This is a genomic window from Diaphorobacter oryzae DSM 22780, assembly GCF_059568935.1.
On sequence record NZ_JCANUL010000010.1, the window covers coordinates 1 to 18,575 of the forward strand.

An 18,575-nucleotide genomic window follows, 5' to 3' on the forward strand; every position below is an offset into this window, starting at 1 on the left:
TGGAGCGGGAAATCGGGTTCGAACCGACGACCTCAACCTTGGCAAGGTTGCGCTCTACCAACTGAGCTATTCCCGCGTTTACCGAAGCCTCACATTATATAACGTTTAGCGTCGATGAATGAATTGTAGCCCATTTTTATGGGCCCACGGAGAAACTTGCAATTTTTCCGTCAGTGCTTCACCGAACCACGCTCAGCATCGCCACCAGCCGTCGATGGAACGCCCGGAGGCACCTCGTCGTCGGTCAGGGCAATGGGTTTGCGCTCCAGCGCCACATCAAGCACCTTGTCGATCCATTTCACAGGCACGATCTCCAGCCCACTCTTCACGTTGTCCGGTATCTCCTGCAGGTCCTTCACGTTCTCCTCCGGGATGAGGACCGTCTTGATGCCGCCGCGCAGTGCCGCGAGCAGCTTCTCCTTCAATCCACCAATGGCAGTGACCTCACCACGCAGCGTGATCTCGCCCGTCATGGCCACATCGGCTCGCACGGGAATGCCCGTGAGCGCCGAGACAATGGCCGTCGTCATGGCGATGCCGGCACTTGGACCATCCTTGGGCGTCGCCCCGTCGGGCACGTGAATGTGCAAGTCGCGTTTTTCAAACGCCTCATCGCGAATGCCCACCGCCCGTGCCCGGCTGCGCACCACGGTACGCGCGGCCTCCACAGACTCTTTCATCACGTCACCCAGCGAACCCGTTCGCGTGATGTGGCCCTTGCCCGGCATGGTGGCCACCTCTATGGTGAGCAGATCGCCCCCCACTTCGGTCCACGCCAGCCCGACCACCTGCCCCACTTGGTTTTGCTGCTCGGCCCGCCCATAGCTGTACTTGTGAACGCCCAAGTACTCGGACAAATTGGCCGCCGACACTTCGACCTGCGGCTGGAGCTTCTTGAGCTGCAGTCCCTTGACCACCTTGCGGCAGATCTTGGAGAGCTCTCGCTCCAGCGAACGCACGCCCGCCTCGCGCGTGTAGTAACGCACGATATCGCGTACCGCCGACTCGGCCACGCGCAGCTCTTCATCCTTCACGCCATTGTTTTCCATCTGCTTGGGCAGCAGGTACTTGATGGCGATGTTGACCTTCTCGTCCTCCGTGTAGCCCGAGAGACGGATCACCTCCATGCGATCCAGCAATGCCGGCGGGATGTTCAGCGAATTCGACGTTGCGACGAACATCACGTCGGACAGATCGAAATCGACCTCGACATAGTGGTCGCCGAACTTGTGGTTCTGCTCGGGGTCCAGCACCTCCAGCAGCGCGCTTGACGGATCCCCCCGGAAATCCGTCCCCAGCTTGTCTATCTCGTCCAACAGGAACAGCGGATTGCGCGTGCCGATCTTGTTCAGGCTTTGCAGCACCTTGCCCGGCATGGCGCCGATGTAGGTACGGCGATGGCCACGAATCTCGGCCTCGTCACGCATGCCGCCCAGCGCCATGCGTACGTACTTGCGCCCTGTGGCTTTCGCGATCGACTGGCCCAGCGACGTCTTGCCCACGCCTGGGGGGCCGACCAGGCACAGGATGGGAGCCTTGACCTTGTCCACACGCTGCTGCACCGCGAGGTATTCCAGGATCCGGTCCTTGACCTTTTCCAAGCCATAGTGGTCCTCGTTGAGGACCTCCTCGGCATGTGCTAGGTCGTGCTTGATCTTGGTTTTTTTGCTCCAGGGCAGGCCCGTGAGGACATCAATGTAGTTGCGCACCACCGTGGCCTCGGCCGACATGGGTGACATCAGCTTGAGCTTCTTGAACTCACCCTCCGCCTTCTTGCGAGCTTCGGCGGGCATCTTAGCGGACTTGATCTTCTTTTCGATCTCCTCGATATCCGCGCCCTCCTCTCCTTCGCCCAGCTCCTTCTGGATCGCCTTGACTTGCTCGTTGAGGTAGAAGTCGCGCTGGTTCTTCTCCATCTGGCGCTTCACGCGACCGCGGATGCGCTTGTCCACATTGAGAATGTCCACCTCGCGATCCAGTTGCTCGAAGAGGTTTTCCAAGCGCTGCTTGATATCCGCCAGGTCGAGTACGAGCTGCTTGTTCTCGAGCTTGAGTGGCAGGTGGGCAGCAATGGTGTCGGCCAGACGACCTGGATCATCGATGCTGGAGATCGAGGTCAGGATCTCCGGCGGAATCTTCTTATTCAGCTTGACGTACTGATCGAACTGCTGCATCACGGCGCGGCGCAGCGCCTCGATTTCGCTGGGCTTGCCGTCTTCCCCCTCAACCTGCACGGGTGTCACCGTGGCGGTGAAATGCGTCTCGCCGTCTTGCACCGCAGTTACCTGGGCGCGCTGCTGCCCCTCAACGAGCACCTTGACCGTACCGTCGGGCAGCTTGAGCATTTGCAGGATAGTGGAAATGCAGCCCACCTCGAACATGTCCGACACCTGCGGCTCATCCTTGGCGGCCGCTTTCTGGGCCACGAGCATGATGCGGCGATCGGCGTCCATGGCCAGCTCCAAAGCCTTGATGCTCTTGGGGCGCCCTACGAACAGCGGGATCACCATGTGGGGGAAGACCACCACGTCGCGCAGGGGCAGCAGTGGCAGGTCCAGGGGCGTGGCAGGCAGGAGCGTATGTCCGGACATGGGCAATCCTCAGTAATTCCATGGAATATGGTCCATGGGCAGAGTTTTTCAACCCGGCGGCATAGCCGCTCGGGCATGGGGAGCACTGGCAGAACAGCTTTGGCCGGCCGTCACAGGGCGGACGCGGCCCATGCCGGCCTCAGGCCGTCTTGGCTGTCTCGCGGTAAACCAGCAAAGGCGCCTTGCTTTCGTCAATGGTGGCCTCATCTACCACGACCTTCTCCACATTAGAAACATTGGGCAGATCGAACATGGTGCCGATCAGCGCTTGCTCCAGAATGGAGCGCAGGCCACGTGCACCGGTTTTTCGGGCGATGGCCTTGCGAGCGATGGCCTTGAGTGCCGCCGGCCGGATTTCCAAGTCGACACCTTCCATGGCCAGCAGCTTGCTGTACTGCTTCACGAGGGCATTCTTGGGCTCGGTGAGGATCTGCACCAACGCGTCTTCACCGAGTTCTGCCAGCGCCGTCACTACGGGCATGCGGCCCACCAGCTCAGGAATCAGGCCGAACTTGATGAGGTCTTCGGGTTCGATGTCTTGGAACACCTCGGTCAGGGAGCGCTGCTTCTTGCTGCGTACTGCGGCGCCGAAGCCAATGCCCGATGCCTCCGTACGGTTTTCAATGACCTTTTCCAGCCCGGCAAAAGCACCGCCGCAGATGAACAGGATGTTGGTGGTATCGATCTGCAGGAAGTCCTGGTTGGGATGCTTGCGCCCACCCTGCGGCGGTACGCTGGCCATGGTGCCTTCGATCAGTTTCAGCAGCGCCTGCTGCACCCCTTCACCCGAGACGTCGCGGGTGATGCTGGGGTTGTCGGACTTGCGCGAGATCTTGTCGATTTCGTCGATGTAGACGATGCCGCGCTGCGCTCGCTCCACGTCGTAGTTGCAACTTTGCAGCAGCTTCTGGACGATGTTTTCCACGTCTTCGCCCACATAGCCCGCCTCGGTCAATGTGGTGGCATCTGCCATCACAAAGGGCACGTCGAGCTGACGGGCCAGTGTCTGCGCCAGCAGCGTCTTGCCGGAGCCAGTAGGGCCGATCAGCAAGATATTGCTCTTGGACAGCTCCACCTCGTCCTTACCCGCCTTGTCCTTGTGGCGCAGGCGCTTGTAGTGGTTGTACACGGCCACCGCCAGCGTGCGCTTGGCCGTATCCTGCGCAATCACGTAGTTGTCGAGGTTGGTCTTGATCTCGGCCGGCGTCGGAAGGTCGCCGCGCCCCTCGCGCGTGGCTTCGCCAGAGGGCAGCTCGTCACGGATGATCTCATTGCACAGGTCAATGCACTCGTCGCAAATAAAGACTGACGGACCGGCGATGAGCTTCTTCACTTCATGCTGACTTTTGCCGCAGAACGAGCAGTAAAGGGTTTTTTCGCTGGAAGAGCCTTTTTTTTCGGCCATGGGGGCAATGCCTTATGACGGGGGATGTTGTCAAGATGATAACGAAATAAAAACGGCGTTCCCCGTGTGGGAAACGCCGCGCTCAAGAGGCAAAACGCTCAAGGACGCTTGGAGATCACCTGGTCGACGATGCCGTAGTCCTTGGCCTCGTCCGCAGTCATGAAATAGTCGCGTTCGGTATCCGCCTTCACCTTCTCGATCGGCTGGCCGGTGCGTTCGGCCAAGATGCGATTCATCTGGTCCTTGGTACGCAGGATGTCGCGGGCGTGGATTTCGATATCGGTCGCCTGGCCGCGCGCTCCACCCAGCACCTGGTGGATCATGATCTTGGAATTGGGCAGCGAGAAGCGTTTTCCCTTGGCGCCCGCGGCCAGCAGGAAGGCGCCCATGCTGGCGGCGAAGCCGCAGCACAGGGTGGACACGTCCGGCTTGATGAACTGCATGGTGTCGTAGATCGCCATGCCAGCAGTGACGCTGCCACCCGGGGAGTTGATGTAGAACGAAATGTCCTTGTCCGGGTTTTCGCTTTCCAGGAACAGCAGCTGCGCCACCACCAGGTTGGCAGTCTGGTCGTTGACTTCGCCCACCAGGAAGATCACGCGCTCCTTCAGCAGGCGCGAATAAATGTCGTAGGACCGCTCGCCGCGGCCCGACTGCTCGATGACCATGGGGATCATGCCCAAGGCCTGCGTTTCAAGTGCGCTCATGTATTTCTCCAGTCAGGCGGTACTGTACCCAGAAAACAATTGGGGCTTGTGCAGCAAAGCACAAGCCCCGCAAAGTTCACCCCTGGCGCGCCGCTGCAGGACGCGCCGCTGGGGCGTGTCAGGCCTGGCCCATCAGCTCATCGAACGACACGGCCTTTTCGCTGACCTTGGCCTTACCCAGCACAAAGTCGGTCACATTGTTTTCGATGACCACGGCCTCCACTTCCGCCAGGCGGTTGCGGTCGCTGAAGTACCAACGCACCACGTCCTCGGGCTTCTCGTAGCTGGCGGCCAGCTCGTCCACATGGGCCTTCAGTTGCTCGGGCTTGGCCTGCAGCTCGTTGGCACGCACCAGTTCGGCCACTACCAGGCCCAGACGCACGCGGCGCTCGGCCTGGGGACGGAACACGTCCTCGGGGATCTCTGCCTTGTCGGCATCCTTGATGCCGCGCTGCTTCAGGTCGGCACGAGCGCCTTCCAGCAGGCGGGCGATTTCGGCCTGCACGCTGGCATTGGGCAGATCCAGTTCGGCCTTGGACACCAGGGCGTCCATCACGGCCTGCTTGTTGCGGGCCAGCAGGCGGAACTTGACTTCACGCTCCAGGTTCTTCTTGATGTCGGCGCGCAGACCGTCCACCGTGCCGTCGGCGATGCCGAGCGACTTGGCCAGTTGTTCGTTCACTTCAGGCAGATGGGCGGCTTCGATCTTCTTCACGGTGACCATGAAGTCGGCCGTCTTGCCGGCCACATCCTTGCCGTGGTAGTCCTCGGGGAAGGCCAGCGGGAAGGTCTTGCTCTCGCCCGACTTCATGCCGCGCACGGCATCTTCGAATTCCTTGAGCATCTGGCCTTCGCCGACCAGGAACTGGAAGTCCTCGGCCTTGCCGCCGGAGAAGGGTTCGCCGTCGATCTTGCCCTCGAAGTCCACGGTCACGCGGTCGCTGTCTTCGGCGGCAGCGCCCTGCGCACGCTGGGCGAAGGTGCGGCGCTGCTTGCGCAGGATGTCGACGGTCTTGTCGATGGCGCTGTCGGTCACTTCGGCCGAGAGCTTTTCCACTTCAGCCACCGTCAGGTCGCCGATCTTGACTTCCGGGAACACCTCGAACACCGCGTCGAACGTCACCTGCCCCTCGGGCGCGCCATCCTTCTCGGTGATGCGGGGCTGGCCGGCCACGCGCAGGTTGGCCTCGTTGGCCGCCTGAGCGAAGGCCTCGCCCACCTTGTCGTTCAGCACTTCGTACTGCACGGAGTAGCCATAGCGCTGGGCCACCACGCTCATGGGCACCTTGCCAGGACGGAAGCCGTCCATCTTCACCGTACGGGCCAGACGCTTGAGGCGCGAATCCACTTCGGTCTGGATGGTGGTGAGAGGCAGGCTCAGCGTGATCTTGCGTTCAAGCTTTTCAAGGGTTTCAACAGTTACGGCCATGGTTGTTCCTAGTGTCAGGGATGTGGACCGTGCCGACTTGCAGTGCAAGCCTGCACCACGCTCCGCCAAAGTCTCACGTTGGTGCGCGGGGGGGGACTCGAACCCCCACACCATTGCTGGCGTCAGGACCTAAACCTGGTGCGTCTACCAATTTCGCCACCCGCGCAGTTCTAAAGCCACCCGGATGGCTGGCACTGCAGGCCATCCCGGTGAAATAGGTCAAACGGCAGATTTTACCTTGTCGCAGACCTCTTCGGATTTAGTTGTTTTGCGCGGCCTGCGGATCGGGCCTGCGCACGCGGAACCAGGCCGCATACATGGCAGGCAGAGCCAGCAGCGTGAGCACCGTGGCCACGATCAGCCCGCCCATGATGGCGACGGCCATCGGCCCCCAGAACACGCTGCGCGACAGCGGGATCATGGCCAGCACCGCGGCGGCCGCGGTGAGCACGATGGGGCGCAGGCGCCGCACCGCGGCCTCCACGATGGCATTCCAGGTCGGCACGCCCGCCGCGCGGTCCAGCTCGATCTGGTCGATCAGGATCACCGAATTGCGCTGGATCATGCCCATGAGCGCGATGACCCCCAGCAGTGCCACAAAGCCGAACGGCCGGTTCAGCAGCAGCAGGGCCGCCGCCACGCCCGCTATGCCCAACGGCCCGGTCAGGAATACCAGCACCGAGCGGCTGAAGCTGTGCAACTGCAGCATGAGCAGCGTGAACACGATGAACAGCATCACCGGCACCCCCGCGACGATGGAGGCCGAGCCCTTGCTGCTCTCCTCCACCGCGCCGGCCACCTCGATGCGCACGCCGTTGTCGCCGTCGGCGCGCCAGCGCGCCTCCAGCGCACGCAGTTCGGGCAGCAGCTGCGCCGTGACGGTGGCGCCCTGCAGGCCCTCCACCAGATCGCCCTGCACGGTGATGGCGTAGCTGCGGTTCCAGCGCCACATCACGCCAGGCTCCCAGGTGAACACGGGCTTGGCGATCTGGGTCAGCGGAATCGAGCGCCCGGAGGCCGTCGGCAGATAGGCGTTGCCGATATCCGAGATGGCCTCGCGCTCATCACGCGACTGGCGCAGCACGATGTCGATAAGCCTGTCGTTCTCGCGGTACTGGCCCACGTTGGTGCCGGTGAACATGGTGCGCGATGCCTGCGCCAGCCCCGAGCTGGTCACGCCCAGCGCACGCGCCTTGTCCTGGTCCACCTCCAGGCGGATCACCTTGACCGATTCGTTCCAGTTGTCGTTCACGCCGACCAGGTTTGCGTTGGCGCGCATCGCGGTCTTGACCTCGTCCGCGCGCAGGCGCAGCACGGCCGGGTCGCTGCCCACCACGCGGAACTGCACGGGGTACGGCACCGGCGGCCCGTTGGGCAGCAGCTTCACGCGGCCGCGCACCTCGGGGAACTCCTCGGCCAGCACCTGGGGCAGGCGCAGGCGGACGGCCTCGCGCTCGGGCAGGCTCTTGGCCAGCACGATGAATTGCGACACGTTGCTCTGCGGAAACACCTGGTCCAGCGGCAGGTAAAAGCGCGGCGTGCCCGACCCCACCCAGGTGGCCACGCTGGCCACGCCGTCCTGCTCCATCAGCCGCCGCTCCAGCCGCTGCGCCACGGCCTCGTTGGCGGCGAAGGAGGTGCCTTCGGGAAACCAGATGTCCACCATGATCTCGGGCCGGCTGGAATCGGGAAAGAACTGCTGCTGCACGCGTCCCATGCCCACGATGCCCAGCGCGAAGATGGCCACGGTGGCACCGATGGTGATCCAGCGGTGGTCCACGCACCAGCCCACCGCGCGCCGAAAGCGCGCGTAGAACGGCGTGTCGAACAGCTCGTGCGGCGGCGCGCCGGGGTCGTGGGGCTTGACCTTCAGCAGCAGCGTGCCCAGGTAGGGCACGAAGTACACCGAGACGATCCATGACAGCACCAGCGCAATCACCGTCACCGCGAAGATGGCGAAGGTGTACTCGCCCGTCACCGACTTGGCGATGCCGATGGGCAGGAAGCCCGCCGCCGTGATCAGGGTGCCGGTGAGCATGGGCTTGGCCGTGATGTCGTAAGCAAAGGTGGCGGCGCGCACCTTGTCGTAGCCCTCCTCCATCTTGCGCACCATCATCTCCACGGCAATGATGGCGTCGTCCACCAGCAGGCCCAGCGCGATGATCAGCGAGCCCAGCGACACCTTGTGCAACCCGATGTTGAAGTAGTGCATGGCCAGAAAGGTGACGGCCAGCACCAGCGGAATGGTGATGGCCACCACCAGGCCCGGCCGGTAGTCGATGTACCAGCCGAAGCGCCCGCCCTTGTGCAGCCCCAGCGAGACGAAGCTCACGCCCAGCACGATGACCACGGCCTCAATCAGCACCTTGATGAATTCACCCACCGAATCGGCCACGGCCGCGGGCTGGTCCTGCACCTGGTGCAGCTGCACGCCCGCGGGCAGCTTGGACTGGATGTCCGCCACCGCACTGCGCAGGGCCTTGCCCAGCGCGACGATGTCGCCCCCCTTGGCCATGGAGATGCCCAGGCCGATCACCGCCTGCCCCTGGAAGCGCACCTTCACCGATGGCGGCTCCACGTAGCCGCGCCGCACCTCGGCAATGTCGGCCAGGCGCAGCTGCGCACCGGAGGTGCCGCGGATCGGCATGGCGCGCAGCTGCTCCACGCTGGTGAACTGCCCGCCCACGCGCACCTGCACCATGTCCTGCGGCGACTGGATCACGCCCGCGCTTTCCACGGCGTTCTGCGCGCCGAGCTGCTGCAGCACCGCGTTGAAATCCAGGCCGAGCTGGGCCAGGCGCTTTTGCGAGACCTCGATCCAGACCTTCTCGTCCTGCACGCCGAACTGCTCGACCTTGGCCACGTCCTTCACGCGCAGCAGCTGCTGGCGCACGTCGTCGGCAAAGTCCCTCAGCTCCGCATCGCTGAAACCCTCGCCCTGCAGCGCGTAGATCACGCCGAACACATCGCCGAACTCGTCGTTGAAGAACGGCCCCTGGATGTTGCCCGGCAGCTGGTAGCGCATGTCGCCGATCTTCTTGCGCACCTGGTACCAGACGTTGGCCACCTCGGCGGGCCGGGACGAATCCTTGATTTCAAAAATGATCTGCGACTCGCCCGGCTTGCTGTAGCTGCGGATCTTGTCGGCGTAGGGCACCTCCTGCAGCGTGCGCTCGAGCTTGTCGGTCACCTGCTCGGCCACCTGCTGCGCCGTGGCGCCCGGCCAGTAGGTACGCACGACCATGGCGCGGAAGGTGAAGGGCGGATCCTCGTCTTGGCCCAGCTGGAAGTACGCTGCAAAGCCCAGCAGCATCAGCACCACCATCAGGTAGCGCGTGAGCGCCGCATGCTCCAGCGCCCATCGGGAAAGATTGAAGCCCGCCTTGGGTTCGCTCTGCGGTGTGTTCGACATGGCGGCGCCCCTTATCGCGCCGCCGGCGATGCTGGGCGCTGCTCATCAGCTCCTATATTAATAGCACCTTGCGCTTGATCCACGGGCGCTGGAGCCGATTTTGGCTTGTAAACCGTCACCTTCTGGCCTGGCGCCAGCACATGCACGCCGGTGGCCACCACCCGCATGCCGGGCGCCAGCCCCGCGGCGACCACGGCCTCGTTGCCATCGGCCGTGGCGATCTGCACCGGCTGCGAGCGCACGGTGCCGCCGGCGCCGCCCTGCGCGGGCTCGAACACCCACACCGCCGTCTGCCCGCCCTCCTGGCGCAGCGCGCTCGTCGGCAGCTTGATGGCCTGCACGCCGTCACGCGCCAGCGCCTGCGGCGCCACGTACACCGTGGCGCCCAGCGGCGGCACCTCGGCGCCGTCCACCGCCACCTTCACGAGGAAGGTGCGCGTCACCGGGTCGGCACTGGCGGCCACCTCGCGCACGCGGCCCTGCATCAGCGCATCGGCCGTCCAGGCGCGCACCTGCACGCTCTGGCCCACGCGCAGCTGGCCCACCTTGTCTTCGGGCACGGAGAACACCGCATCGCGCGGGCCGTCGCGCGCAATGCGCACCACCGACGCTCCCACGGCCACCACCTGGCCGGGCTCGGCGTCGATGCCGGTCACCACGCCCGCCGCGTCGGCCACCAGGCGCGTGTACTCCGCCTGGTTGCCCTGCGACGCCAGTTGCGCGCGGGCCTGGTCCAGCGACGCCTGCGCGGCCTTCAACTGGGCCTCGCGGCGGTCCAGCTCCGCACCGCTGATGAAGTTCTGCGCGCGCAGCTTGGAAAAGCGCTCGAAATCCGCCGCCGCCAGATCGCGCTGCGTGGTGGCCGCGGCCACCTGCGCGCGCGCGGCCTGCGCGGCCAGCTCGTAGTCGCGCGGATCAAGCTGGGCCAGCACCTGGCCCGCCTGCACGCGCTGGCCCAGCTCGGCCTGGCGCTGCACGATCTTGCCGGCCACCCGAAAGCCCAGGCGCGACTCCACGCGCGCGCGCACTTCGCCCGCGTACTCCAGTTGCATCTGCAAAGGAGACTGCCCCACGGTGAGCAGCTTCACCGCACGGATGGGTTCGGGCGCGCTCTCGCGCCGTGCGCAACCGGACAGCCCCAGCGCGGCCAGCACCAGCGCCAGCGCCCCCATGCGCACGCCGGCGCGCGGCACCCGTAAAAAAACCCCGGGACGGGGCTGGTGCACAGGCGGCCTCGACGGGCCCTGCGGGCGCAATGCGGCGGGAGTCTTCATGGGAACATCCGGTGAATCAAGTTACTGACTGACTGGTTAGTAATCTATGAGAAGCCGAGCGATCTTGTCAAGCGCGAGAATGGCGGTGTGAAGCATCCCGAGCCCTCCGCCCTTACCCACGCCCCCGCCGAAGCCACAGCGCCTGCCGTGGCGCCGCCCGTCACGCATTACGAGAACTTCCCGGTCGCCTCGCTGCTGTGCCCGCCGCACCTGCGCCAGCCCATCGCCGCCATCTACGCCTTCGCCCGCGCGGCCGACGACCTGGCCGACGAGGGCACGGCCAGCGCCAGCGAGCGCCTGGCCGACCTGCGCGCCTACCGTGCCGAGCTGCAGGCCGTCGCCGCCGGCCAAGCGCCCACGCCCCGCTGGGCCGCCATCTTCGGGCCGCTGCAGGCCGTCCTGCACAGCCATGCCCTGCCCGTGCCGCTGCTGGACGACCTGATCGATGCCTTCTTGCAGGACGTGGCCATGACGGAGGCCGGCGCCACCTACGTCGACCGCGCCACGCTGCTGGACTATTGCCGCCGTTCGGCCAATCCCGTGGGCCGCCTGCTGCTACACCTGTACGGCGTGCGGGGCGATGCGGCCCTGCGCGAGAGCGACGCCATCTGCACCGCCTTGCAGCTCATCAACTTCTGGCAGGACCTGAGCGTGGACCTGCCCCGCGGGCGCCACTACCTCACCGACGCCGACTGCGCCGCCTTCGGCGTCGCGCGCCCCGACCTGGCGCAGCAGCGCCGCTCGGCCGCCAGCGACCGGCTGGTGCTCGACTGCGCCGCCTGGGCCCGCGCCACCATGCTGCAGGGCGGCCCGCTGGTGCACCGCCTGCCGGGCCGCGCGGGCTGGGAGTTGCGCCTGGTGGTGCAAGGCGGCCTGCGCATCCTGGACAAGGTGGAGGCGCTGCACGGCGCCAGCCTGCTGCGGCGCCCCCGCATCACCGCCTGCGACGGCCCGCGCATGCTGTGGCGCGCCGCGCGCATGTAGGAACGGGTTGGCGACCTGAGGCGGCGGGTCACGCCGCCAGGCGCCCCAGCCGCTCCGCCCGCTCCTGCGCGTTACGCAGGATCTGCGCCAGCACCTGCGGCACCTCGTGCGCAGCGCGGTTGCCCATGCGCCGCGTCGCGGCCTGGTAGCGCGGCAGGTCGGCCAGCAAGCTGCGCACCGCGGGCGCGATGGCCCTGAAATGCGGCAGCACCAGCCCCAGACCATGGTCGCGCACCCATTCCGTGCAATAGCGCTCCTGCGGCATGGTCCAGGCACTGCGCACCACGATGGGTGGCAGCCCCATGTGCACCGCCTCGCTCAGGCTGCCGCTGCCGGGCTTGCCAATGAAAAAGTCCGCCAGCCGCATGGTGCGCGCCATCTCGCGCGTGTACTCCAGCACCACCGTGGGCGCATTGCGCGGGAGTGCGCGCAAGACCTGCGCCAGCGCCGCATTGCGCCCGCAGGCAAGGATCAGCGGCGTATCGCTGAGACGGCGGGCGATCGGCAGCATCTCCCGGGATCCTTCGGAGCCGAACAGCACCAGCCCCACGGGGCGTTCGGCGTCCAGCCCCAGACGCTGGCGCTCGGCGGCGCGGTCCATGTCCGCCTCGGCGTGGAACTGCTCCCCCAGCAGCATGCCGGAGGTCTGCCAGATGCGGTGCTCGGGGATGTCCGCCGCGCGCGCCTGGGCCACGGCATAGGGCGAGCCGCACACCAGGGCCTGCCGGCTCTGCGGCTCCATCCAGAAGCTGGGCGGGCAGTCGGCCAGGTCGGTCATCACCGTCACGAAGGGCGTGCCCGGCAGGGCCTGTTCCAGCGCCTCGGCCATGGCGCGGTTGAAGTTGGGCACCAGCGACACCACCATCGCCGGGCGGCTATTCGCCCAGTGCCGGCGCAAGGACTGCACCAGCCGCCCATGGCGCCAGCGGATCATGCCCTGCAGCAGGCGCAGCTCGTGCGACAGCCCCAGCGTCCAGCCCCGCGCCAGGCGCTTGTTGTAGACATCCTCCGGCTCCATGCCGGTCCACTGCCGAAAGCGCGCCCGGGGATCGAGCACCTCGAACAAATGCGTGCGGCTCACCCGCCAAGGCAGGCCAGTGCGTGCAATGGCCGCCTCCAGCGCCAGCGCGGACGTGCGGTGGCCGCCCCCCGCATTGAAATAAACCAGCTCAACCAGGGGGGCAGCATCAGGCGCCATGGGCTTCAGATCGTGGTGACAGGGGTGTGCGGCGCCATGGCGACGCCGTTCTTGCGCCGGGCGGCGGGCATGTGCTCGGCCCAGTGGAGGATTTCCAGCCGCCCGTCGGCATGCTCGGCCAGCGCGCTGAGGCTCTCCACCCAGTCACCGTCGTTGGCGTACAGGATGCCGTCAATGTCGCGCAGCTCGGCATGGTGGATGTGACCGCACACCACCCCGTGCAGACCGCGCTTGCGGGCCTCGCGCGCGACGGCGTTCTCGAAGTCCCCCACGTAGTTCACGGCGCGCTTGACCTTGAGCTTGAGGTACTTGGATAGCGACCAGTACGGCAGCCCCAGGCGCGCGCGCAGCGTGTTCAGGTAGCGGTTGAGCTTGAGCGTGAATTCGTAGAGGGAATCCCCCACATAGGCCAGCCACTTGGCGCACTGGATCACTCCGTCGAACAGGTCGCCATGGATCACCCACAGCTTGCGGCCGTCGGCCGTCTCGTGCACCCAGTCCTCGGCCACGGCGACACCGCCGAAGTTGAGCTGCACGTAGCGGCGCGCGAACTCGTCATGGTTGCCGGGGATGAAGATCACGCGCGTGCCCTTGCGGGCCTTGCGCAGCAGCTTCTGCACCACGTCGTTGTGCGCCTGCGGCCAGTACCACTGGCGGCGCAGCTGCCAGCCGTCGATGATGTCGCCCACCAAGTACAGCGTCTCGCACTCGGTGTGCTTGAGAAAGTCCAGCAGCGCCTTGGCCTGGCAGCCGGGGGTGCCCAGGTGCAGGTCCGAGATCCAGAGCGTGCGGCAACGCAGCGGCGGCCGATCCGGGTCGCAGGCGTCGTCGGCCGGATCGTCCGGCAGCAGCGCCGCGGAGGATTTCCAGGCGTTGAGGAAAGCATCGTCGCGCTTCATGCGTTTGCATGGTGGGCAGGCGCCACGACAGCGGCGTGACATTTCCGCGTCGCCGCGGTGACGTTGCGGTGGCGCGCCAGCGCGGCCGCGCAGGCCGTATCGGGCGCGCAAGGAACGCGCCGCATGCCATGGGACAATCACGCCCCCATGAGTCCCGACCAGTACGTCCAGCAAAAGGCCGCCGCCTCCGGCAGCAGCTTCTATTACGCCTTTCTGTTCCTGCCACGCGAGCGGCGCGCGGCCATCACGGCCTTCTACGCGTTCTGCCGCGAGGTGGACGACGTGGTGGACGAGGTCTCCGACGCCAGCGTGGCCCATGCCAAGCTGGCATGGTGGCAGGGCGAGGTGGCCAAGGCATTCGCCGGCCAGCCCAGCCATCCGGTGATGCAGGCACTCATGCCACATGTGCCCGTCTACGGGCTGGAGCAAAGCCACCTGCAGGCCGTGATCGAGGGCTGCCAGATGGACCTGGAGCAGACGCGCTACCTGGACTTCGCGGGCCTGGCGCGCTACTGCCACCTGGTCGCTGGCGTGGTGGGCGAAGTGGCGGCGCGCATCTTCGGCCAGACCGACGAGCGCACCACCCAGTACGCGCACCGGCTGGGCCTGGCCTTCCAGCTCACCAACATCATCCGCGACGTGGGCGAGGACGCCATGCGCGGGCGCATCTACCTGCCGATCAGCGAGCTGCAACAGTTCGACGTGAAGGCGCACGAGATCACCAAGCGCGAATACTCCGACCGCTTCACCGCGCTGATGCGCTTCCAGGCCGAGCGCGCGCACCGGCTCTACGACGAGGCCCTGGCCCTGCTGCCCGCGGCCGACCGCCGCACGCAAAAGCCCGGCCTGATGATGGCCAGCATCTACCGCACGCTGCTGCGCGAGATCGAGGCCGACAACTTCCAGGTGCTGCACCAGCGCACCAGCCTCACGCCGCTGCGCAAGCTGTGGCTGGCGTGGAAAGTGCAGGCGCTGGGCCGGCTGTGAAGGTCGCCGTCATCGGGGCCGGCTGGGGCGGCATGGCCGCCGCCGTGCAGGCGGCCCAGGCCGGCCATGCGGTCACCGTGCTGGAGGCCAGCCGCACATTGGGCGGACGCGCGCGCGCCGTGGCCGCACAGCAGGCCGACGGCCAGCCCCTGCTGCTGGACAACGGCCAGCACATCCTGATCGGCGCCTACGCCGAATGCCTGCGCCTGATGCGCGCCGTGGGCGTGCAGCCCGAATCCGCCCTGCTGCGCCTGCCGCTGGCGCTGGTCTTTCCCGACGGTACGGGCCTGGCCCTGCCCGATGCGCCGCCACCCTGGGACGCGCTGGCGGGCATCGCCCGCGCGCGCGGCTGGAGCGCGCGCGAGCGCCTGGCCTTGCTGGCCCGCGCGGCGCGCTGGCGGCTCGGCGGCTTTCGCTGCGCGCCGGGCGCCAGCGTGGCCAACCTGTGCGCCGGACTGCCGCAACGGCTGGTGCGCGAATTCATCGACCCGCTGTGCGTGTCGGCGCTGAACACGCCCGCGCAGGCGGCCTGCGGTCAAGTGTTCCTGCGCGTGCTGCACGACAGCCTGTTCAGCGGCCGCGGCGGCTCCAACCTGCTGCTGCCGCGCGCCGACCTGGGCGCGCTGTTCCCCGCGCCCGCCGCCGCGTGGCTGCAATCGCGCGGCCACGCCGTGCGCCTGGGCCGGCGCGTGCAGGCGCTGGCCCGGGACGATGGCGACGCCGGCTGGCGGGTGGACGGCGAGCCCTTCGACGCCGTGCTGCTGGCCGCCAGCAGCACCGAGGCCGCACGCCTGGTGGCCGAGGCCGGCGCCCCCGCCGCCCACCGCCCCGCCCTGCAGGCCTGGGCCGCCACCGCCCAGGCCCTGCGCTTTGGCGCGATTGCCACCGTCTATGCCGAGCGGCCCGGCGCCGGCGCCACGGGCGCGCCGCTGCTGCCCGCGCCCATGCTGGCGCTGCGCCCGCGCGCCGGGCGGCCCGCGCAGTTCGTCTTTGACCGCCAACCGCTGGGCGGACCGGCGGGCATGCTGGCCTTCGTGGTGAGCGCCTTCGAGGGCGAACGCGCCCAGCTGGAGCGCGATGTGCTGGCCCAGGCCGCCGAAGACCTGGCCCTGCCCGACCTGCGCGTGGTGCAGACGGTGGTGGAAAAGCGCGCCACCTTCGCCTGCACGCCGGGGCTGGCGCGGCCGCCGCGCCACATCGCACCGGGCCTGCAGGCCTGCGGCGACTATGTGGCCGGGCCCTACCCCGCCACGCTGGAGGGGGCGGTGCTGCACGGCACCGCTGCGGCGCAGGCGCTCTGCGCCTAGACATTCCCCCGCCCGCCCCAGGCCACACCCAGGCCCTCGGGGCCTTGCGTGCCCGTCACGCCTTCCTCCCCCCAAGAACCCGCTCACCCGCCCGCGCGCCGTGCGTCCGGGCGGTGTCACGATTGTGAACAATTGTCCAAGGCATCACTATGGGGTTTTTAATCTCCATAGAATTTTACATTCAGTGATAAATGTCAAAGAAAACCACTTGACGTTTCATCGATTGTCGAAAACTCCCCTGCGCCCACAAGGCCCAGGGACATCCTTTTCCCATGAATACAAGCTTGCAAGCGGGCGAGATCGTCCAGACTTCCTATGAATTCGGCCTGGTGGCCCTGTCCTATGCCATCGCCGTGCTGGGCTCCTTCGTGGCCCTGGCGGCCGCGCAGCGCATCCGGGAGGACCGGCGCCTGAACTGGCTCAACGTGCTGGCCGCCGGCGCGGCCCTGGGCGGCATCGGCGTGTGGGCGATGCACTTCACGGGCATGCTGGCGCTGCAGTTGGGCATGGGCTCGGGCTACTCGATGGTGGAAACACTGATCTCCCTGGTGGCGGCGGTGGCCGCCACGTCGGGGGCGCTGGCTTTCGTCGCGCTGCGGCCCCAGAGCCCCCTGCGCATGCTGGGCGCCGGCGTGGTGCTGGGCCTGGGCGTGGCCTTCATGCACTACCTGGGCATGTACGGCATGCGCTTTCCGGGCTACATCACCTGGTCCATGGACCGGGTGGCGCTGTCGGTGCTGATCGCCATCGCGGCCGCCTGCGCCGCGCTGTGGCTGGCCTTTCGCACCCGCTCGATGGCGCTGCGGGCAGTCGCCGCCATGGTCATGGGCGCAGCCGTGTGCTCGATGCACTACGTGGGCATGTCGGCCGCGGACTTCGTCTGCACCGCGCAGCCCACGCAACGCTTTGCCAGCCCCGAGGGCTTTGCGGTGGTCAGCTCCATGGACCTGCCCATTCTCACGGGCATCATCGCCGTCGGCATTGCCGTGCTGATCGGCTATGACCAGCTGATCCAGCGCATCTTGGCGCCGCACACCGCATCGCAGACGCGCTGATTTCAAGGCATTTTTGCGCCCCAAGCCTTACCTATCAAGCGCAATTAGCTATATTTTTGATAGCTATCGAGGTAATACATCGGCCAGCCTGAGCACCTCCAGGCCGGTGTTGCCCCAGAAGCGCTCCAGCGGCTCGGAGCGCTCCAGCAGCAGGCGCTGCACCAGCGGCTCCATGCTGGTGGTGGCGGGATCGGCCAGCAGCACGTAGCGCGCATCCACCGAATCCGGCGCGCCGGCGGCGGTCTCGTTCACCTGCACCACCCAGTCCAGGACGGTGAGCGTCTCCAGCACGGCCTCGATGTGCAGCACGTCCACGCGCAAGTCCCGCGCCAGCTCCAGCGCCGTCAGGCCATAGACCTGCCGCTGGCGGGCCTGGTGCAGCCGCTGCAATGCCTCCACGGCCAGCAGGAAAGACCAGCCCTGCCCGCCCACCGGCCGCGCCACGCCGGCCAGCAGGCTGGGCAGGTAGGCGGCCACCACCGCGCCCAGCAGCACGATCACCCAGGCCACGTAGACCCACAGCAGCAGGATGGGCAGCGTGGCGAAGGTGCCGTAGAGCACCGAGTACGTGGGCACAGAGGCCAGGTACAGCGCCAGCACCTTCTTGGCCAGTTCCATGCCCACGGACACGAACACGCCGCCCGCCCAGGCGTGGCGCCAGTGCACCTGGGTGTTGGGCACGTAGTGGTACAGCGCCGCCATGCCGCTGGCGAGCACCAGAAACTCGATGGCGTCGAACAGCAGGCGCGCGCTGCCCGGCAGCGTGTCGCCAATGCCGCGCGACGCGGCCGAGGCCACCGACGTGGTCAGCGCCAGGCTGGCCGCCAGCACCAGCGGCCCGAGCGTGATGGCCGCCCAGTAGATCAGCACGCGCTGGCCCAGCGGGCGCAGGCGGCGCACGCGCCAGATGTTGTTGAGCGTGCGGTCGATGGTGAGGATCAGCGTCAGCGCCGTCACCATGAGGATGGACAGGCCCGCCATCCCCAGCCCGCTGGCCTTGGCCGCGAACTGCGTGAGGTAGCCCAGCACCGGGCGCGCGATGCTGTCGGGCACCAGGCTGTCCACCAGCCAGCGCTGCAGCACCAGCTGCATCTTGCCGAAGATGGGAAACGCGGTGAACACGGCCAGCGCCACCGTCATGAACGGCACCAGCGCCAGCAGCGTGGTGAAGGTCAGGCTGCTGGCCGTCAGGCCCAGGCGGTCCTCGCGAAAGCGCTCGCGCAGCGTCTGGGCCGTGGTGCGCCAGGGGAAGTGGGAGAGCTCCACCAGCCACGCCTCGATGCGCTGCGCGATGGACTGTAGGGACAAGGGCATGGCCGATATGATG

General features: G+C 66.9%; 13 protein-coding genes and 2 tRNA genes. 4 read left to right on the forward strand and 11 right to left on the reverse strand.

Translation table 11 applies throughout. From position 1 onward, the window contains the following. The 8 genes from BP68_RS14610 to BP68_RS14645 form a co-directional block, all read right to left on the reverse strand. A tRNA-Gly gene (locus tag BP68_RS14610) sits at nt 1-76 on the reverse strand. A 94-nt stretch (nt 77-170) separates the two neighbouring features. Then, the gene (lon, locus tag BP68_RS14615; RefSeq protein WP_496373023.1) at nt 171-2,591 is read right to left on the reverse strand and encodes an endopeptidase La; all 2,421 of its coding nucleotides are present in this window, start codon (nt 2,589-2,591) and stop codon (nt 171-173) included. A 139-nt stretch (nt 2,592-2,730) separates the two neighbouring features. Further along, nucleotides 2,731-3,996, reverse strand: coding sequence for an ATP-dependent Clp protease ATP-binding subunit ClpX (gene clpX / locus BP68_RS14620; protein WP_496373025.1), 1,266 nt, complete (start codon nt 3,994-3,996; stop codon nt 2,731-2,733). Between the two features lie 98 nt (nt 3,997-4,094). Further along, nucleotides 4,095-4,703, reverse strand: coding sequence for an ATP-dependent Clp endopeptidase proteolytic subunit ClpP (gene clpP, locus BP68_RS14625; RefSeq protein WP_406624974.1), 609 nt, complete (start codon nt 4,701-4,703; stop codon nt 4,095-4,097). Between the two features lie 118 nt (nt 4,704-4,821). Then, nucleotides 4,822-6,132, reverse strand: coding sequence for a trigger factor (gene tig / locus BP68_RS14630; RefSeq protein WP_496373028.1), 1,311 nt, complete (start codon nt 6,130-6,132; stop codon nt 4,822-4,824). A gap of 79 nt (nt 6,133-6,211) precedes the next feature. Beyond that, nucleotides 6,212-6,298, reverse strand: a tRNA-Leu gene (locus tag BP68_RS14635). A 93-nt stretch (nt 6,299-6,391) separates the two neighbouring features. After that, nucleotides 6,392-9,544 carry an efflux RND transporter permease subunit gene (locus tag BP68_RS14640; protein ID WP_496373030.1) on the reverse strand — a complete coding sequence of 1,051 codons (3,153 nt, stop codon included), beginning with the start codon at nt 9,542-9,544 and terminating at the stop codon, nt 6,392-6,394. 11 nt (nt 9,545-9,555) lie between these two features. Continuing rightward, nucleotides 9,556-10,818: an efflux RND transporter periplasmic adaptor subunit gene (locus BP68_RS14645; RefSeq protein ID WP_496373032.1), complete on the reverse strand. Its 1,263-nt coding sequence runs from the start codon at nt 10,816-10,818 to the stop codon at nt 9,556-9,558. A gap of 87 nt (nt 10,819-10,905) precedes the next feature. Between BP68_RS14645 and hpnC the strand changes: the two genes are divergently transcribed. After that, complete coding sequence (gene hpnC / locus BP68_RS14650; RefSeq protein WP_496373034.1) at nt 10,906-11,802, forward strand: squalene synthase HpnC; 897 nt, start codon at nt 10,906-10,908, stop codon at nt 11,800-11,802. Between the two features lie 28 nt (nt 11,803-11,830). Here the strand turns inward: hpnC and BP68_RS14655 are convergent, their stop codons facing one another. Both BP68_RS14655 and BP68_RS14660 read right to left on the reverse strand, forming a co-directional pair. Next, a complete protein-coding gene (locus BP68_RS14655; protein WP_496373036.1) occupies nt 11,831-13,000 on the reverse strand; it encodes a glycosyltransferase in 1,170 nt (389 codons plus the stop codon). Nucleotides 13,001-13,005: 5 nt separating this feature from the next. Further along, complete coding sequence (locus tag BP68_RS14660) at nt 13,006-13,899, reverse strand: UDP-2,3-diacylglucosamine diphosphatase (RefSeq protein ID WP_496373038.1); 894 nt, start codon at nt 13,897-13,899, stop codon at nt 13,006-13,008. 147 nt (nt 13,900-14,046) lie between these two features. Between BP68_RS14660 and hpnD the strand changes: the two genes are divergently transcribed. The 3 genes from hpnD (at nt 14,047) to BP68_RS14675 (ending at nt 17,248) form a co-directional block, all read left to right on the forward strand. Further along, nucleotides 14,047-14,886 carry a presqualene diphosphate synthase HpnD gene (gene hpnD, locus BP68_RS14665; RefSeq protein ID WP_496373233.1) on the forward strand — a complete coding sequence of 280 codons (840 nt, stop codon included), beginning with the start codon at nt 14,047-14,049 and terminating at the stop codon, nt 14,884-14,886. Then, nucleotides 14,883-16,193 (forward strand): hydroxysqualene dehydroxylase HpnE, encoded by a 1,311-nt coding sequence (hpnE, locus tag BP68_RS14670; protein ID WP_496373040.1) that lies wholly within the window; start codon nt 14,883-14,885, stop codon nt 16,191-16,193. Before hpnD ends, hpnE begins: the two co-directional genes overlap by 4 nt. A gap of 272 nt (nt 16,194-16,465) precedes the next feature. Continuing rightward, nucleotides 16,466-17,248 (forward strand): MHYT domain-containing protein, encoded by a 783-nt coding sequence (locus BP68_RS14675; RefSeq protein WP_496373042.1) that lies wholly within the window; start codon nt 16,466-16,468, stop codon nt 17,246-17,248. A 63-nt stretch (nt 17,249-17,311) separates the two neighbouring features. On the opposite strand, the gene BP68_RS14680 is transcribed toward BP68_RS14675, so the two are convergent. Continuing rightward, a complete protein-coding gene (locus tag BP68_RS14680; RefSeq protein ID WP_496373044.1) occupies nt 17,312-18,562 on the reverse strand; it encodes a YihY family inner membrane protein in 1,251 nt (416 codons plus the stop codon). Nucleotides 18,563-18,575: the final 13 nt, after the last annotated feature.

Excerpts from the sequence above, each read along its gene's own strand:
- BP68_RS14645 (WP_496373032.1), bottom strand. The coding sequence starts at position 10,818 with ATGAAGACTCCCGCCGCATTGCGCCCGCAGGGCCCGTCGAGGCCGCCT.
- BP68_RS14640 (WP_496373030.1), bottom strand. The coding sequence starts at position 9,544 with ATGTCGAACACACCGCAGAGCGAACCCAAGGCGGGCTTCAATCTTTCC.
- clpX (WP_496373025.1), bottom strand. The coding sequence starts at position 3,996 with ATGGCCGAAAAAAAAGGCTCTTCCAGCGAAAAAACCCTTTACTGCTCG.
- BP68_RS14655 (WP_496373036.1), bottom strand. The coding sequence starts at position 13,000 with ATGGCGCCTGATGCTGCCCCCCTGGTTGAGCTGGTTTATTTCAATGCG.
- clpP (WP_406624974.1), bottom strand. The coding sequence starts at position 4,703 with ATGAGCGCACTTGAAACGCAGGCCTTGGGCATGATCCCCATGGTCATC.
- tig (WP_496373028.1), bottom strand. The coding sequence starts at position 6,132 with ATGGCCGTAACTGTTGAAACCCTTGAAAAGCTTGAACGCAAGATCACG.
- lon (WP_496373023.1), bottom strand. The coding sequence starts at position 2,591 with ATGTCCGGACATACGCTCCTGCCTGCCACGCCCCTGGACCTGCCACTG.
- hpnD (WP_496373233.1), top strand. The coding sequence starts at position 14,047 with ATGAGTCCCGACCAGTACGTCCAGCAAAAGGCCGCCGCCTCCGGCAGC.
- BP68_RS14675 (WP_496373042.1), top strand. The coding sequence starts at position 16,466 with ATGAATACAAGCTTGCAAGCGGGCGAGATCGTCCAGACTTCCTATGAA.
- BP68_RS14660 (WP_496373038.1), bottom strand. The coding sequence starts at position 13,899 with ATGAAGCGCGACGATGCTTTCCTCAACGCCTGGAAATCCTCCGCGGCG.
- BP68_RS14680 (WP_496373044.1), bottom strand. The coding sequence starts at position 18,562 with ATGCCCTTGTCCCTACAGTCCATCGCGCAGCGCATCGAGGCGTGGCTG.